This is a genomic window from Streptomyces sp. NPDC042346, from assembly GCF_055581845.1.
The window spans coordinates 303,145-318,930 of record NZ_JBVJEH010000001.1; the positions used below are offsets into that span (position 1 = coordinate 303,145).

The 15,786-nt window shown below is 74.1% G+C and carries 11 protein-coding genes; 8 read left to right on the forward strand and 3 right to left on the reverse strand.

All coding sequences use genetic code 11. The features are described from left to right. Position 1 precedes the first annotated feature (1 nt). Positions 2-379 (forward strand): VOC family protein, encoded by a 378-nt coding sequence (locus tag ACZ6K0_RS01490; RefSeq protein ID WP_469229136.1) that lies wholly within the window; start codon positions 2-4, stop codon positions 377-379. A gap of 126 nt (positions 380-505) precedes the next feature. Next, a complete protein-coding gene (locus tag ACZ6K0_RS01495) occupies positions 506-688 on the forward strand; it encodes a DUF1272 domain-containing protein (protein WP_376396049.1) in 183 nt (60 codons plus the stop codon). On the opposite strand, the gene ACZ6K0_RS01500 is transcribed toward ACZ6K0_RS01495, so the two are convergent. From ACZ6K0_RS01500 to ACZ6K0_RS01510, 3 genes are all read right to left on the reverse strand, one after another. Further along, positions 685-4,656, reverse strand: coding sequence for a hypothetical protein (locus tag ACZ6K0_RS01500; RefSeq protein ID WP_469229138.1), 3,972 nt, complete (start codon positions 4,654-4,656; stop codon positions 685-687). The two genes, ACZ6K0_RS01495 and ACZ6K0_RS01500, sit on opposite strands and share 4 nt — an antisense overlap. 7 nt (positions 4,657-4,663) lie before the next feature. After that, positions 4,664-4,978 (reverse strand): trypco2 family protein, encoded by a 315-nt coding sequence (locus ACZ6K0_RS01505; RefSeq protein WP_376396055.1) that lies wholly within the window; start codon positions 4,976-4,978, stop codon positions 4,664-4,666. A gap of 151 nt (positions 4,979-5,129) precedes the next feature. Continuing rightward, positions 5,130-7,736: an FtsX-like permease family protein gene (locus tag ACZ6K0_RS01510; protein ID WP_469229141.1), complete on the reverse strand. Its 2,607-nt coding sequence runs from the start codon at positions 7,734-7,736 to the stop codon at positions 5,130-5,132. Positions 7,737-8,032: 296 nt separating this feature from the next. On the opposite strand from ACZ6K0_RS01510, the gene ACZ6K0_RS01515 reads away from it, so the two are divergent. The 6 genes from ACZ6K0_RS01515 (at position 8,033) to ACZ6K0_RS01540 (ending at position 15,786) form a co-directional block, all read left to right on the forward strand. After that, positions 8,033-8,821 (forward strand): TIGR03084 family metal-binding protein, encoded by a 789-nt coding sequence (locus tag ACZ6K0_RS01515; RefSeq protein ID WP_469229142.1) that lies wholly within the window; start codon positions 8,033-8,035, stop codon positions 8,819-8,821. Then, on the forward strand, positions 8,821-10,560 hold the full coding sequence (locus ACZ6K0_RS01520; protein ID WP_469229144.1) for an acyclic terpene utilization AtuA family protein: 1,740 nt from the start codon (positions 8,821-8,823) through the stop codon (positions 10,558-10,560). Before ACZ6K0_RS01515 ends, ACZ6K0_RS01520 begins: the two co-directional genes overlap by 1 nt. After that, entirely contained in the window at positions 10,557-12,155 is a 1,599-nt protein-coding gene (locus ACZ6K0_RS01525) for an acyl-CoA carboxylase subunit beta (protein ID WP_469229145.1), read from the forward strand. The genes ACZ6K0_RS01520 and ACZ6K0_RS01525 overlap by 4 nt, the downstream gene beginning before the upstream one ends. 40 nt (positions 12,156-12,195) lie before the next feature. Then, positions 12,196-14,079 carry an acetyl/propionyl/methylcrotonyl-CoA carboxylase subunit alpha gene (locus tag ACZ6K0_RS01530; protein ID WP_469229147.1) on the forward strand — a complete coding sequence of 628 codons (1,884 nt, stop codon included), beginning with the start codon at positions 12,196-12,198 and terminating at the stop codon, positions 14,077-14,079. Further along, complete coding sequence (locus tag ACZ6K0_RS01535; RefSeq protein WP_469229149.1) at positions 14,076-15,209, forward strand: acyl-CoA dehydrogenase family protein; 1,134 nt, start codon at positions 14,076-14,078, stop codon at positions 15,207-15,209. Before ACZ6K0_RS01530 ends, ACZ6K0_RS01535 begins: the two co-directional genes overlap by 4 nt. Before the next feature lie 97 nt (positions 15,210-15,306). After that, positions 15,307-15,786: a hypothetical protein gene (locus tag ACZ6K0_RS01540; RefSeq protein WP_469229151.1), complete on the forward strand. Its 480-nt coding sequence runs from the start codon at positions 15,307-15,309 to the stop codon at positions 15,784-15,786.

Consider the following 15,786-nt stretch of genomic DNA (forward strand, 5'->3'; position numbering starts at 1 on the left):
CGTGATCGCCGACCTGCAGTGCCTCGTCATCGACTGTCCCGTGCCCCGCGCCCTCGCGGAGTTCTACCGTTCCGTCCTCGGCGGGGAGATCGACCGGCCGGATCCCCGCTGGTCCCTCGGCGACGCCTGGTCGACGCTGCACACCCCCGGCGGGCTCGTCCTCTGTTTCCAGGGCGTCGCCGACCACCGCCCGCCGACGTGGCCGGATTCCGAGCGCCCCCAGCAGTCCCACCTCGACTTCGGAGTCCCGGACCTGGACGCGGCCCAGGAAGCGGTGCTCGCCCACGGCGCGACCGTCCTGGACGAGGGGGACGGCAAGCGGAGCTGGCGGGTGTACGCCGACCCTGCCGGGCATCCGTTCTGCCTGGTCCGGCACTGAGTCGCCGAGGGGTGCGGCGGGAGTGGCCCGATCCCTTTGATCTTTGTCTTCCGGCCTGTTTCGGGGGTGCGGGGGTGCCTCGGAGGATGAGGGGTGTCACCGGACGTACGAGGAGGGGAGCCGACCATGGCCCTGGAGATGCGAGACCGCTGTGAGCGCTGCGAGACGGCGACCCTGACCGTGGACGGGCCCGCCCGGATCTGTACGTACGAGTGCAGCTTCTGCGTGCCGTGCGCCGACGCCATGGACGACGTCTGCCCCAACTGCGGCGGTGAGCTCGTCCCGCGTCCGCGCCGGGCCCTCGCCTAGCCGGCGGACTGCGCGGGTTCGCCCTCGCGTGGCGCCGGAGGCTGTGGCGCCGGAGGCTGTGGTGCCGGAGGCTGTGGTGCCGGCGGGCGTGGTGCCGGAGGGTGTGGTGGCGGCGGGCCCGGGCGGGGCGGCAGCATGTGGGCGTCGATGTAGGCGAGGGCCGCCGTGTTCCGCTCGTGGACCGGCCAGGCCGCCACCCATGTCCGGAGCCGCGCGACGATTCGGGCCTGCTCCGCCGGGTCGTACCCGCCGCCGATGAGCAGCGCGTGAATGCGGCCGACGATGCCGTCGTTGTGGCGGAAGACCGTGGGGTCCATGGCGAACGGCAGCGCGATCCACCTGCGGATGCAGTCGTCGGCCCACGCCGCCCCGATTCCCGTACGGAACTGCTGGGACAGCGTGGAGACGAGGGCGTCGAGCACGCCGTTGACGTTCGACGGGGGCCCGTGCTGCTCGGCGTGGTCGAGGCAGAGCTCGACGGTACGGAGCCACTCGCGGGCCTCTTCCCACGTCGTGATGTACGGCCCCACCTGGAACGCGGTCCCCGCCATGCGGGGGACGAGGTCCTCGTTGTCGAGGTTGGTGCGGGCCCAGTGGAGCATGGCGCGGTAGATCGTCGGGCTCATCAGGCGCTGGCGCAGCACCCACTTGCTGAGGAACGTGAAGTCCTGCTCCGGCGTGTGGAGGCCCACCCACGTGTCGACCATCTCCCGTATCTCGGGGGGAGTTCCGCCGCGCGGCAGTTGCTTGAGGAGCGAGCCGAGGACGAAGTCGGCGTCCTCGTTGGTGTGGTTGGACGCGAGCCAGGTCCGTGCGGAGGCGACGGCCTTCTCCGCCACCTCCGGGTCGAGGTCCGTGCGGGCCAGCAGGAGCTTGAGGACGAAGTCGGCGTCGTGGGTGTCGGTGTGCCGTTCGAGCCAGGCGAGGGCGGCGGCGATGGCCTTCTCGGTCGCGTCCGCGTCCAGGTCGGTGCGGGCCTGGAGACGGTTGATGACGAAGCGGGCCTCCTGGCCGGCGGCGTGCTCGGCGAGCCAGGTGAGCGTCGCCGCGATCGCCTCCTTCGCCGCCGTACCGGGGTCGAGGTCCGTGCGGGACAGCAGCGGGTGGAGGACGAACCGCGCCTCCGATGCCGTGGTGTACCGGCGGAGCCACGTGAGGGCCGCCGCGACCGCCTCCTTCGCCGCGACCGGGGCGAGGTCGGTGCGGGACAGCAGCGGTTCGAGGACGAAGCCGGCCTCCTGGGTGGCGGTGTGCTTCTCCAGCCAGGTCAGGGCGGCGGCGACCGCCTTCTCCGCCTCGCCGGCGTCGAGGTCGGTGCGGGACAGCAGCGGGTGGAGGACGAACTGCGCCTCCTGCACGGCGGCATGGAGGGCGAGCCAGGTCAGGGCGGCGGAGACCGCCTGGCCCGTCTCGTCGGTGTCGAGTCCGGGGCGGTGCAGCACCGGGGCCAGGACGAAACTCGCCTGCCCGAGCTCGCCGTGCCGTGCCAGCCACGACCACACCGTGGGCAGCAGCAGCCGGGCACCCTCCTCGGGGAGGTGGTGGAGGCCCCGGTAGAGCAGGTGCCGGGCGGCGATGCGGCTGCCGAAGTCCGCGAGCCAGGGGCTGACGACCTGCGACCAGCACTGGACGGCCGAGATGGACCAGGGCGCGCCGGAGCAGACCGCGCCGAGGGCGTAGCTGCCGATGCCGGCGTCCTGCCGCAGGACGGCGCCGAGGGTGGTGGCGTGCTGGGTGAACCAGGCGTTCAGTACGGCGGAGACCGGGCCCGAACGGTCCGCGAGCGCGAGGTCGTTGACGACCCGCCCGAGGTTGAGCGCGGCGCGGCCCACCGCGCGGGGGCTCACGAGGCATCCGGCGAGCAGGGCGTGGGCGCCGTCGGTGTCCGGCGCCTCGTCCCGCTCGGGGAGGAGGACGGACTCGACGAGCTGGTCGGTGACGAGGTCGTGGGCGACGGACAGCGTGCCGTCGGGGTCGGTCTCCAGCCAGCCGAGGGAGAGGAGGGTGGCGACCACGTCCTCGGCGCGCGGCACGACGGTGTGGGGGGAGGCGGTGTGGGGGGCGGGGGCGTATGGGGCGGGGGCGTGCGGGGTGGCGGTGAATGGGGTCGGGGCGTGCGGGACCGGGGCGTGCGGGGTCGGGGTGTACGGGGTGGGGGCTTGCGGCACGGCGGTGTACGGGGCGGCGGCGTGCGGGCCTTGGGGGTACGGGCCTGGGGCGTGCGGCATGACGGCGTGCGGCATGACCGCGTGCGCTGCCGTGGCGCCCCCGGGCGCTGCGGGCCCGCCGGGAGTCGCAGGTACCCCAGGCATCCCAGGCATCCCCTGCACCCCCGCCATCCCCTGCGCCCCCAGCGCGCTCAGCGCCGCGCGGGCCGCTGCCGTCACGTCCTCGCGTGCCTGCGGGCACGCGGCCGTGGCCGCGGCGGCGGCGACGAGGGAGTGGGAGGCACGTACGGGGACGAAGGCGTGTTCGCGGCCCGGTACGGCCAGGTCGTCCTCGCCGAGGCGGCTCTTCAGCCAGCGGGGGATCTCCCCGCCCTCGCGCAGCCCCGTGGGCTCGGGCAGGCCCAGGCCCGAGGTGAAGCGCCGCTCCACCTCGCGGGCGACGAGCAGCGCGACGATCGGGCGGTGGCCGCAGATCTCCCGCATCCGGGCGATGCCGTACCGCTCCGTCGCCGCCGGGGCGAGTGTGCGCAGGGCGTTGTCGGCGACCTGTTTCTGGAAGTCGTCGTCCTGGCGCAGCTCCACCTCGTCGAACAGGTCGTGCAGCTGCCCCCGGTTCGCCTTCCGCAGCCAGCCGGGGCGTACGGACGCGAGGAGCGCGACGGGGATGTCGCGGCGGCGGGCCTCCGGGATGAGCCGGTGCCGCAGTGCCGGGAGGTCGAGCTGCGACTCGTTGAGGTAGTCGACGACGACGAGCGCCGGGGTCTGCTCCGCGCAGACCTGCTCGGCGATGACGTCGGTGACGGAGCTGTCCTCGCCCGGCAGGACGTGCAGGACGCGCCAGCCCGCTTCGAGGGCGATCCGGCCCACCTCGATGCCGGCCCGGGTCTTGCCCGTGCCGGCGGCGCCCACGAGCAGGACGCCCCGGTCGCCCGAGCCGACGAGCCGCACGAAGAGGTTGGCGGGCTCGGCCGGGTGGTCGGGTCCGGGGGAGACGAAGGAGAGCTGTTCGGAGGTGAGGTTCTTCTTGAAGTCACCGAAGCCGCTGACGAGTTCGTGCTGGGGGATGACCGCGCGCAGCAGCGGTTCCGGTTCGGGCGGTTCGTCGCCGAGGGCGACGGGCCGGGGTTCGTACCGCACGCCGCCCAGGGCGAGTTGGCGGCAGAGGTCCGGGTCGTCGAGGGCGTCGGCGATGGGCTCGGCCTCGGCGCCGGCGATGCCGGCGGCGGGCAGCCGGTGCGCCTGTACGCCGATGAGGAGACCGCCGGTGGGGGTGAGGAACGCGGCGCCGGACATGCCCCGCCAGGGGTCGGGGTCGCCGCCGCCGGGCGGGCGGGGCGCGGTCGTCGTGTACTGGAGGTCGAGCAGCCTCGACTTGAGGTTGGAGCCCAGCAGGACGAACCCCTCGGCCTGGCGGCTGTCCCGCCGCCGCAGGCCCGTGACGCCGGGTTCCTCGGGGCGGGTCGCGAAGGCGGGGAAGCCGATCCCGATGAAGGGCACGCTGCCGGCGCCGGGCGGCAGGGCGCCGAAGGACACCGGCTGGACGGTGTCGGCGGGGGCGTCGTCGAGGCGTAACAGGGCGAGGTCCCGGCCGTTCTTGCCGCGCCACACGGGTGTCGCGGACAGTGCGGTGTCGCCGCCGCCGAGGCGGACGGTGCACGTGCCGGGGTCGGGGTCCGGGCCGAAGAGGTGGTCCACGGTGAGGACGAGCCGGTGGGCGATGCGGTAACCGGAGCCGTACTCGGCCGTGCCGTTCCCCGTGACGACGACCTCGGCCACGCGGGCCGTGTCGGGTACGGTCACGGGCTGCTCAGCCGAGGCCGAGGAGGTCGGTCACGTCGTCGCCGGTGCGGACTTTCTGGCCGGTCGCCGCTTCCTCGGCGGAGAGCGTCATCCGGACGGTGTGCGTCTGGCCGCTCTTCGCGCCGGCCTTGCCGCCGAGCGAGACCACCCAGAACTTCATGCCGGCGTTGGCCTCGGCGGACTTCTCCACGGACACCTGGAGCTCCAGGTCGATGGAGTCGATACGGAACCTCACGTCCTCGTTCGCCGCTTCCAGCCGGGCGCGGCTGATCTCGGAGCGCAACGAGGCGAGCAGGTCGGCGAGTTCGATGTCCATGCTCATGGGACCCCCGTGGTCGTGCGAAGTGGTACCGGTCAAGTGTTGCAGAAGGGTGCGGAGTTCGGCAGTGGTCCGTCGTGTGCGGTGCGGTGCGGTGCCGCGATCGCGATCGCGAGCGCGGATCGTGGGGTCGTACGGTCACGACGTCGTACGGTCACGACGTCGACTGGAGTGCGTCCACCACCACCAGGCGGCGCACCCGGCGGGCCGGGAGGGCCGAGGCGGCGATGCCGGTGAGGAGGGTGGCCGCCAGGATGCCGAGGACCGTCAGGGCCGTACCGCCCGAGTGGGCGAGGATCTCCAGCGGGGAGACCGAGGTGAGGACGGAGCGGGCGGCGAGCGTGCCGTAGACGAGGCCGAGGACCGTACCGGCGAGCGCGCCGGAGAGGGCCAGGAGGACGGACTCCAGGGTGAGCATCCGGCGGAGCTGCTCGCCCGCGAGGCCGACCGCGCGGAGCATGCCGAACTCGCGGGTGCGTTCCTCGACGGTGAGCATCAGGGTGGCGGCGACGCCGAGCGCGGCGATGGCCATCGAGAAGCCGAGCAGTACGGTCACGACGACCATCAGCCGGTCCAGCATGCCCCGGACGAGCCGGGCGTCGGCGGTGGCGTCGGCGACCCGGAGGTCCGGGTGGGCGGCGAGGGCCTGGTCGATGGCGGCGCGGGCGGTGGCGTGGTCGGTGCCGGCGGCCGGGTCGACGAGGACGGTGGCGACGATGGCGGCGCCGGGTGCGAGCCGGTCGAGCGTGGCGGGGGTGACGTACACGGTGGCCTCGGGGGCGAGGTCCATGGGCAGCGTGGACCGGTGGGCGGCGAGGGTGGTGCCCTTAGCTGTGGCGGTGCCCTTCGCCGTGGTGGTGCCCTTAGCCGTGCCGGTGCCCTTAGCCGTGTCGGCGTCCCTCGTCGGGGTGGTGTCCTTCGCCGTCGCCGCGCCCTGCACCGTCACGGTGCCTTCCTTCACCAGCGTCAGTGCCTCTCCGTCCTTCAGGGCGCGGGCCGCCGCGACGCCCTCCGCCGCCGGGTTGAGGCGGGTCGGGTCGGCGGCGGCGATCACGGTGCTGCGGCCGTCGACGGTGAGGGTGGCCGTACGGACCGGGGTGGTGGTCAGTTCGGGCCGCTCGCGGAGGGCGGCGAGCGCGCCGGCGGGTACGGACTCCTCCTTCCCTCCGGACTCCCCGAGCAGGCTGAAGACGGCCGGCGTGCGGTTCGCGAGCATCGTCTCCAGGCCGCCGCTCGCGACCCCGATGGCGGTCACCGCGGAGACGGCGACGGTCACGCCGACGAGCATCGCGGAGGCGGCGGCCCCGGTCCTGGCCGCGTTGGCGCGGAGCTGCTGCACGGCGAGCTTCCCGGTGGTGCCGAAGGGGCGGCGCAGGCCCCGGCCGAGGAGGCCGACCAGCGGCGGCAGCAGGTGGCGGGCGTAACGGAGGACGCCGAAGAAGGTGAGGATCGCGCCGAGCGTCACGGCGAGCAGTGCGAGGGGCGAGCCGCCGAACGCGCCGAGTGCGAGCAGTCCCGCGCCGGTGACGAGGAACAGGACGGAGACGGCTTCGCGCAGGGGGCGGCTGCCGGGCTCGGGGAGCTGCGCGGCGCCGCTCGCGGCGAGCGCGGTCACGGGCGGGACGGCTGCGGCGGCCCGGGCGGGCTTGCGGACGGCCCACAGGGTGAGCAGGACGCCGAACAGCCCGGCGAGGAGGAAGGTGAGCCGGCCGGGAAGCAGCGAGACCTCGATGGGGCCGAGGCCCCCGAAGCCGTTCAGGAGGGCGGTGCCGAGGAGGCAGGCGCCCGCGCCGGCGGCGAGGCCGGCGGTGGAGGCGAGGACGCCGAGCAGCAGCCCTTGGCGGCGGATGACCCGGCGGACCTGCTCGCGGTCGGCGCCGATGCAGCGCAGCAGGGCGAGTTGGCGGGCGCGCTGGGCGAGGACGACGGAGAAGGTGTTGGTGACGACCATGCGGGCCACGGCCATGGCGATGAGGACGAACGAGAGCGCGGCGGTGAGGACGACGGCGTAGATCGTCCGGGCGCTCCGCACGGCGTTCTCGACGGCCCCGGCGTGGGTGTAGGCGGTGACTCCGCCGCCGATCGCCTTCTTGGCGGCGGTGGTCGTGGCACCGGCCGGCGTGCCGGGCGCCAGGTCGATGTCGAGGTGGGTGGTGCGGATCCCCGTCGCGTACGTCCGGGTCTCCGCGTACGGCACGCCGATCGCCGGCTGTGAGCCGAGCGCCTGGGACGCGGAGGTGTCGAGGAGCCCGGTGAGCCGGACGTCGGCGGTGCCGCCGGCGGCCTTCGTCAGCCGTACGGTGTCGCCGGGCGCCGCTCCGACGCGGCGCGCGGTGTCGGTGTCGAGGACGGCTTCGCCCGGCGCTTTCGGCCATTGGCCGCTGTCGAGGCGCTGCCAGCGCAGCGCGGGGTCGGCGGCGACGGAGGTGACGAGGGCGCGGTCGTCGAGGGGGCGCCCGGAGGGCAGCAGGACGTTGGCGTGGCCGACGAGCCGTTCGCCGACCTCGACGACTCCGGGCAGCCGTGCCGCCTTCGCCGCCGCTCCGGCGGGCATGGCGTCCGTCTCGGGGGCGACGACCTGGACGGGTGCCGTGCCGATGTCGGCGGCGGCGGACTGCTCGTACGACTGGACGAGCGCTCCGGCGCCGCCGACGGACAGGACCAGGAAGGCGACGCCGACGGCGACGGCGGCGCCCGTGAGGACCAGTTGGCGGAGCTGGGACCGGAAGTCCTTGACGGCGAAGGCGAGCAGTGACGACATGCCCTCCACGCTAGGAGCGGGTCGGTCGGGTTCTCGGCCCCATCAGGCAGGATTCGGGGTCGTTCCCGAGTCGTCCGCCGCGCGGCCCGCCGTACCTCTGAAGGATGACCCGCCGTTGGCAGGCCTGTACGTCACCGCCGTTCGCATCAATCAAAGCAAGCATGCTTGATTGTTTTCTGGTTCGCTGCCATGCTCCGGGGCACGCCGTCGTGCCGTCGTCGTGTCATCGCCGTGCCGTCGCCGCGCCGCCGTCGTACCGTCGCCGCGCCGTGGCCGTGTCCCGAGGGGAGCGCACCGTGTCCGATCCCGCCGTCGTCCTCGACGATCTGCGCGAGGAGAGCGAGGAACTCGACGTCCTCGTCAGCGAATTGAGCGTGGAGCAGTGGGGTGCGCCGACCCCCGCGCCCGGCTGGACCCTTGCCCACCAGATCGCCCACCTCGCCTGGACCGACCGGGCGGCCCTCCTCGCCGCCACCGACCCCGAGGCCTTCGCCGTCGAGGCCGGGAAGGCCCTCGCCGCGCCCGACCGCTTCGTCGACGAGGGCGCGGAGGAGGGCGCGAAGCTGCCGCCCGCCGAGCTCCTCGCCGCCTGGCGCGCGGGCCGCGAGCGCCTCCAGGAGGCCCTCCGCGCGGTCCCGCCCGGTGCCCGATTCCCCTGGTACGGGCCGCCGATGAGCGCCCCGGCCATGGCCACCGCCCGGCTCATGGAGACCTGGGCGCACGGCCAGGACGTCGCCGACGCCCTCGGGGCCGTCCGCGTGCCCACCGCCCGGCTCCGGCACGTCGCCTGGATCGGCGTCCGCGCCCGCGACTACGCCTTCCTGGTGCGGGGCGTCCCGGCACCCGCCGAGCCCTTCCGCGTCGAACTCGTCGGAGTCGACGGGGAGGTGTGGGCGTACGGCCCCGAGGGCGCGGCCCAGACCGTCACCGGCCCCGCCCTCGACTTCTGCCTCCTCGTCACGCAGCGCGTCCACCGCGACGACACCGCCCTCGTCGCGCACGGCCCCGACGCCGAGCGCTGGCTCGGCATCGCCCAGGCCTTCGCGGGCCCGGCGGGCACCGGCCGCACGCCCCGGGAGGCGTAGTGGTCCTCCGTATCGGCAACGCCTCCGGTTTCTACGGCGACCGCTTCGACGCCGTCCGCGAGATGCTCACCGGCGGCGAACTCGACGTCCTCACCGGCGACTACCTCGCCGAGCTGACCATGCTCATCCTCGGCCGCGACCAGCTCAAGGACCCGTCCGCCGGGTACGCGAAGACCTTCCTGCGCCAGATGGAGGAGGGCCTCGGCCTCGCGCACGAGCGCGGGGTCCGCATCGTCGCCAACGCGGGCGGCCTGAACCCCGCAGGACTCGCCGAGGCCCTGCGCGCCCTCGCCGCGAAGCTCGGCCTGCCGACCCGGATCGCCCACGTCGAGGGCGACCGACTCCCGTCACCCGACGGCGTGTTGACGGCCAACGCCTACCTCGGCGGGGCCGGTATCGCCGCCTGCCTCGCCGCCGGGGCCGATGTCGTCGTCACCGGCCGGGTCACCGACGCCGCCCTCGTCACCGGGCCCGCACAGTGGCACTTCGGCTGGGGCCCGGAGGAGTACGACAGGCTGGCGGGCGCGGTCGTCGCCGGGCACGTCCTGGAGTGCGGCACCCAGGCCACCGGCGGCAACTACGCCTTCTTCGCCGAGCACGACCCGGCCGCCCTGCGCCGCCCCGGCTTCCCGCTCGCCGAACTCCACGCCGACGGCAGCGCCGTCATCACCAAGCACGCCGGTACGGGCGGACTCGTCGACGTCGGTACGGTCACGGCCCAGCTGCTGTACGAGACGGCCGGCGCCCGCTACCCCGGCCCCGACGTGACGGCCCGGCTCGACACCGTACGGCTCACGCAGGTCGGCCCCGACCGCGTCCGGATCCACGGCGTCACGGGCGAGGCCCCGCCCCCCACGCTCAAGGTCGGCCTCAACCGGCTCGGCGGCTTCCGCAACGAGGTCGTGTTCGTCCTCACCGGCCTCGACGTCGAGGCCAAGGCGCGGCTGGTCCGCGACCAGACCGAGGACGCCCTGGAGCGAGCCGGCTCCCGGCCCGCCGAGGTCCGCTGGGAGCTGGTCCGCACCGACCGGCCCGACGCCGCCACGGAGGAGACGGCGAGCGCGCTGCTCCGCCTCGTCGTCCGCGACCCGTCCCCGGAGGCCGTCGGCCGCACCCTCACCGGCGCCGCGATCGAACTGGCCCTCGCGAGCTACCCCGGCTTCCACGTCACCGCGCCCCCCGGGAGGGGCGCCCCCTACGGCGTCTTCGGGACCGCGTACGTCCCCGCCGCCGACGTCCCGCACACGGCCGTCCTCCCGGACGGCACCCGCGTCCCCGTCCCCACCGCCGTGGCCGCCCCCGTCCCCGTCCCGCCGAACAGCGCGGACCTGCTCCCCGTCCCCGTCCCGCCGAACAGCGCGGACCTGCTCCCCGTCCCCGACCTCCCCCCGCCCCTCCCGTGCGACTCCACGCGTCGCGCCCCCCTCGGCCGGATCGCCGGCGCCCGCAGCGGCGACAAGGGCGGCGACGCCAACGTCGGGGTGTGGGTCCGCACGGAGGAGGAGTGGCGCTGGCTCGCGCACGCGCTCACCGTCGAGACGTTCCGCGAACTCCTCCCGGAGACCGCCGGCCTGCCCGTCGAGCGGCACGTCCTCCCGCACCTCAGGGCCCTGAACTTCACCGTCGCCGGAATCCTCGGCGAGGGCGTCGCCTCCCAGGCCCGTTTCGACCCCCAGGCCAAGGCCCTCGGCGAGTGGCTCCGCTCCCGGCACCTGGACATACCGGAGGTACTCCTGTGACCGTCCTCGCCTCCGCCCTCGACACCGGCGGACCCGAGTACCGAGAGCACCGCGCCGCGATGCTCGACAAGCTGACCGCCCTCGAAGCCGAGCACGCCAAGGCCCTCGCGGGCGGCGGCGAGAAGTACACGGCCCGGCACCGGGGGCGCGGCAAGCTCCTCGCCCGCGAGCGCATCGAGCTGCTCGTCGACCCCGACTCGCCGTTCCTCGAACTGTCGCCGCTCGCCGCCTGGGGCAGCGACTACCAGGTGGGCGCCTCGCTCGTCACCGGCATCGGTGTCATCGAGGGCGTCGAGTGCCTGATCACGGCCAACGACCCGACCGTGCGCGGCGGTGCCTCCAACCCGTGGACGCTGAAGAAGGCCCTGCGGGCCAACGAGATCGCGTTCGCCAACCGGCTGCCCGTCGTCTCGCTCGTCGAGTCGGGCGGCGCCGACCTGCCCTCCCAGAAGGAGATCTTCATCCCCGGCGGGGCGCTCTTCCGCGACCTCACGCGCCTCTCGGCCGCCGGCATCCCCACCGTCGCGGTCGTCTTCGGCAACTCGACGGCCGGCGGCGCGTACGTCCCCGGCATGTCCGACCACACCGTGATGATCAAGGAGCGGTCGAAGGTCTTCCTCGGCGGTCCGCCGCTCGTGAAGATGGCGACGGGGGAGGAGAGCGACGACGAGTCCCTCGGCGGCGCCGAGATGCACGCCCGGACGTCGGGCCTCGCCGACCACTACGCCGTCGACGAGGCGGACGCGCTCCGGCAGGCCCGCCGGATCGTCGCCCGCCTCAACCACCGCAAGGCGCAGGCCGATCCGCCGCTCGCGACGCCCCCGAAGTACGAAGAGGACGAACTCCTCGGGATCGTCCCCGGCGACCTCAAGACCCCCTTCGACCCGCGCGAGGTGATCGCCCGGATCGTCGACGGCTCCGACTTCGACGAGTTCAAGCCGCTGTACGGGACCTCGCTCACCACCGGATGGGCGTCCCTGCACGGCTACCCGGTCGGCATCCTCGCCAACGCGCAGGGCGTGCTGTTCTCCGCCGAGTCGCAGAAGGCGGCGCAGTTCATCCAGCTCGCCAACCAGCGCGACATCCCGCTGCTCTTCCTCCACAACACCACCGGCTACATGGTCGGCAAGGAGTACGAGCAGGGCGGCATCATCAAGCACGGCGCGATGATGATCAACGCGGTCGCGAACTCGCGCGTCCCCCACCTGTCCGTCCTCATGGGCGCGTCGTACGGCGCCGGGCACTACGGCATGTGCGGCCGGGCGTACGACCCCCGCTTCCTCTTCGCCTGGCCGAGCGCGAAGTCCGCCGTCATGGGCCCGCAGCAGCTCGCCGGTGTCCTGTCGATCGTGGCGCGGGCTTCCGCAGTGGCGAAGGGGCAGCCGTACGACGACGAGGCCGACGCCGGTCTCCGCGCGCTCGTCGAGGCGCAGATCGAGTCGGAGTCCCTCCCGATGTTCCTCTCGGGGCGGCTGTACGACGACGGGGTCATCGACCCCCGCGACACCCGCACGGTCCTCGGGCTGTGCCTCTCCGCGATCCACACGGCACCGGTCGAGGGCGCGCGCGGCGGCTTCGGCGTCTTCCGAATGTGAGGCACACCTTGATCACCTCCCTCCTCATGCGAGGCACACCTTGATCACCTCCCTCCTCGTCGCGAACCGTGGCGAGATCGCCTGCCGTGTCTTCCGCACCTGCCGTGAGCTGGGCATCTCCACGGTCGCCGTGTACTCGGACGCGGACGCCGACGCCCTGCACGTCCGGGAGGCCGACACGGCCGTACGGCTGCCGGGGGCGGCGCCCTCGGAGACGTACCTGCGCGGCGACCTGATCGTGAAGGCGGCGCTCGCGGCGGGCGCCGACGCCGTCCACCCCGGCTACGGCTTCCTCTCCGAGAACGCCGCCTTCGCGCGGGCCGTGACCGACGCGGGCCTGCTCTGGATCGGTCCGCCGCCGGAGGCGATCGAGGCGATGGCCTCGAAGACCCGGGCGAAGGAACTCCTGGGTGTCGAGCCCCTGACCGACGTCACGGCGTCCGACCTCCCCGTCCTCGTGAAGGCGGCGGCGGGCGGCGGCGGCCGGGGCATGCGGATCGTCAGAGAACTCGCCTCCCTCCCAGAGGAGTTGAGGGCGGCGTCCGCCGAGGCGGCGAGCGCCTTCGGTGACGGCGAGGTCTTCGTCGAGCCGTACGTGGAGAACGGCCGGCACGTCGAGGTGCAGCTCCTCTGCGACACCCACGGCACGGTCTGGGCGCTCGGCACCCGCGACTGCTCCCTCCAGCGCCGGCACCAGAAGGTGATCGAGGAGGCCCCGGCGCCCGGCCTGCCGGCCGCCCTGGAGGCCTCCCTCCTGGACACGGCCGTCCGCGCGGCGAAGGCCGTCGGGTACGTCGGCGCGGGCACGGTCGAGTTCCTGGTGGCGGACGGCCGGGCGCACTTCCTGGAGATGAACACCCGGCTCCAGGTCGAGCACCCGGTGACGGAGGAGGTGTACGGCGTCGACCTCGTCGCCCTCCAGCTCGCCGTGGCGGAGGGCCGGGAGCTGCCCCCCGAGCCGCCGGCCCCGCACGGCCACGCGATCGAGGCCCGCCTCTACGCGGAGGACCCGGCCCGGGAGTGGGCGCCCCAGACGGGTCTCCTGCACCGCTTCGAGATCCCCCGCGAGGGCCGCGTCCGGGTCGACACCGGGTACGTCTCCGGCGACGGCGTCGGCATCCACTACGACCCGATGCTCGCCAAGATCGTCGTCCACGCCCCCACCCGCGCCGAGGCCGCCCGCAAGCTCGCCCACACCCTGGAGCGGGCCCGGATCCACGGCCCCGCCACCAACCGGGGCCTGCTCGTGGCGTCCCTCCGCCACCCCGAGTACGCCTCCCCGGACGCGCTCGACACCGGCTTCTACGACCGCAACCTGCCCGCCCTGACCACCGCCCCGGAGGGCGAGCGGTACGCGGCCGTCGCCGCCGCCCTCGCCGCAGCCGCCGCGAACAGGTCCAGGTTCGGCGGTGGTTGGCGCAACCTCCGCTCCCAGGACGAGACGAGGACGTACGGGGAGCACGAGGTCCGCTACCGGCCGACGAGGTCCGGCGGCTTCGAGGTCACGGCCCCCGAGGGGGTACGGGTCGTGGCGGCGTCCCCCGGCCGCGTACGGCTCGAAGTAGCGGGAGTCGTCAGGGACTTCACGATCGACGCGTACGGCGACGGCGCCGTCCACTCGGGCCCCCACCGGCTGGCCGTCCGCCCCCGCTTCACCGACCCGAGCGAGCAGACCGCCCCCGGCTCCCTGCTCGCCCCCATGCCCGGCACCGTCGTCAGGGTCGCGGACGGCCTCGCCGTCGGCGACCGGGTCACCGCCGGACAGCCCCTGCTCTGGCTGGAGGCCATGAAGATGGAGCACCGCGTCACCGCTCCCGCCTCCGGCACGCTCACCGCGCTCCACGCCGCCCCCGGCCGCCAGGTCGAGGTCGGCGCCCTGCTCGCCGTCGTACAGACCGAAGCAACGGAGGAAGACCCCGTATGAGCACCGACATCGAGCCGCAGGAACACACCGAACTCCGCGCCGCCGTCTCCGCCCTCGGCCGCCGTCACGGCACCGGCTTCGACCGGGCCGCCCTGTGGGCGGAGGCCGGGAAGCTCGGCTACCTGGGCGTGAACCTTCCCGAGGAGTACGGCGGCGGGGGCGGCGGCATCGCCGAGCTGTCGATCGTCCTGGAGGAGACGGGCGCCGCCGGGGCCCCGCTCCTGATGATGGTCGTCTCGCCCGCCATCTGCGGCACCGTGATCGCCCGCTTCGGCACGGAGGAGCAGAAGCGGACCTGGCTTCCCGGCCTCGCCGACGGCTCCCGGACGATGGCCTTCGGCATCACCGAGCCCGACGCGGGTTCCAACTCGCACCGCATCACGACCACCGCCACCCGCACCGAGGACGGCTGGGTCCTCAACGGCCGGAAGGTCTTCGTCTCGGGCGTCGACATCGCCGACGCCACGCTCATCGTCGGCCGCACGTCGGACGCCCGGACGGGCAACCTCAAGCCCTGCCTCTTCATCGTCCCGCGTGACGCGCCGGGCTTCGGCCGCCGGCACATCGAGATGGAACTCGCCGCCGACGAGAAGCAGTTCGAGCTCACCCTCGACGACGTCCACCTCCCGGCGGACGCCCTCGTCGGCGACGAGGACGCGGGGCTCCTCCAGCTCTTCGCCGGCCTCAACCCCGAGCGGATCATGACGGCCGCGTTCGCGATCGGCATGGGCCGCCACGCGCTGGAGCGGGCGGTGGCGTACGCGAAGGAGCGCCAGGTCTGGAAGGCCCCCATCGGCGCCCACCAGGCCATCGCCCACCCCCTCGCCCAGGCCCACATCGAACTCGAACTCGCCCGCCTGATGATGCAGAAGGCGGCGAAGCTCTACGACGCGGGCGACGACGTCGGCGCGGGCGAGGCCGCCAACATGGCCAAGTACGCCGCCGCCGAGGCCTGTGTGAAGGCCGTCGACACGGCCGTCCACACCCTCGGCGGCAACGGCCTCACCAAGGAGTTCGGCCTGGCCCGGCTGGTCACCGCCGCGCGCGTGGCCCGGATAGCCCCGGTCAGCCGCGAGATGATCCTCAACTACGTGTCGAGCCACACCCTGGGGCTGCCCAAGTCGTACTGAGGTATGAGCGCGGATCTGGCTCCACGGTGCGACGACGGCGGCACCGTGGGGGCAGGAGAGTGCGGGACGTCAGCCCAGCGAGGGTGAGGAGCCCGAGATGTCCCCGACCGCCAGAACCCCTGTCCGTACCGCCGCGCGCGCGTTCCTCGCCCTCCCGTGCGGCCTGGCGGCGGTCGCGCTGACCCTGACGGGGCAGCGTGACCAGGCCGCCCGCCTGAGGAACCGGCTGACGCACGACGGGACCGGCGGCATGACCGGGGCCGGGACCGGTGCCGATGGCTGGACCGGCAGCCGGGTGCTCGGCCGGGCCGTGCTCGGGCTGCCGCTGGACGCGGCGGCCTTCGCACTCGTCGGGTACGCGCTGTTCAACACGGTCCGCAACCTCGGCTACCCGATCTGGTACCTGGACACCGACTACCACCAGGCCTGGGGCGGCCCGACGATGGCCGGCGTCTGGTCGGTCCACGCCGCCGGCTGGCTGCTGTGCCTCGCCGTGCTGCTCCACTGGCCGGTGCGGTGGCTGGCCCGCGGACAGTCCGCGCTGGACCGCCGCGCGGCGCGCACGGGCGCCCGGTGA

Bases quoted from the DNA above. Each gene is read 5' to 3' on its own strand.
- ACZ6K0_RS01495 (WP_376396049.1), top strand. From the start codon at position 506: ATGGCCCTGGAGATGCGAGACCGCTGTGAGCGCTGCGAGACGGCGACC.
- ACZ6K0_RS01505 (WP_376396055.1), bottom strand. From the start codon at position 4,978: ATGAGCATGGACATCGAACTCGCCGACCTGCTCGCCTCGTTGCGCTCC.
- ACZ6K0_RS01510 (WP_469229141.1), bottom strand. From the start codon at position 7,736: ATGTCGTCACTGCTCGCCTTCGCCGTCAAGGACTTCCGGTCCCAGCTC.
- ACZ6K0_RS01535 (WP_469229149.1), top strand. From the start codon at position 14,076: ATGAGCACCGACATCGAGCCGCAGGAACACACCGAACTCCGCGCCGCC.
- ACZ6K0_RS01540 (WP_469229151.1), top strand. From the start codon at position 15,307: ATGTCCCCGACCGCCAGAACCCCTGTCCGTACCGCCGCGCGCGCGTTC.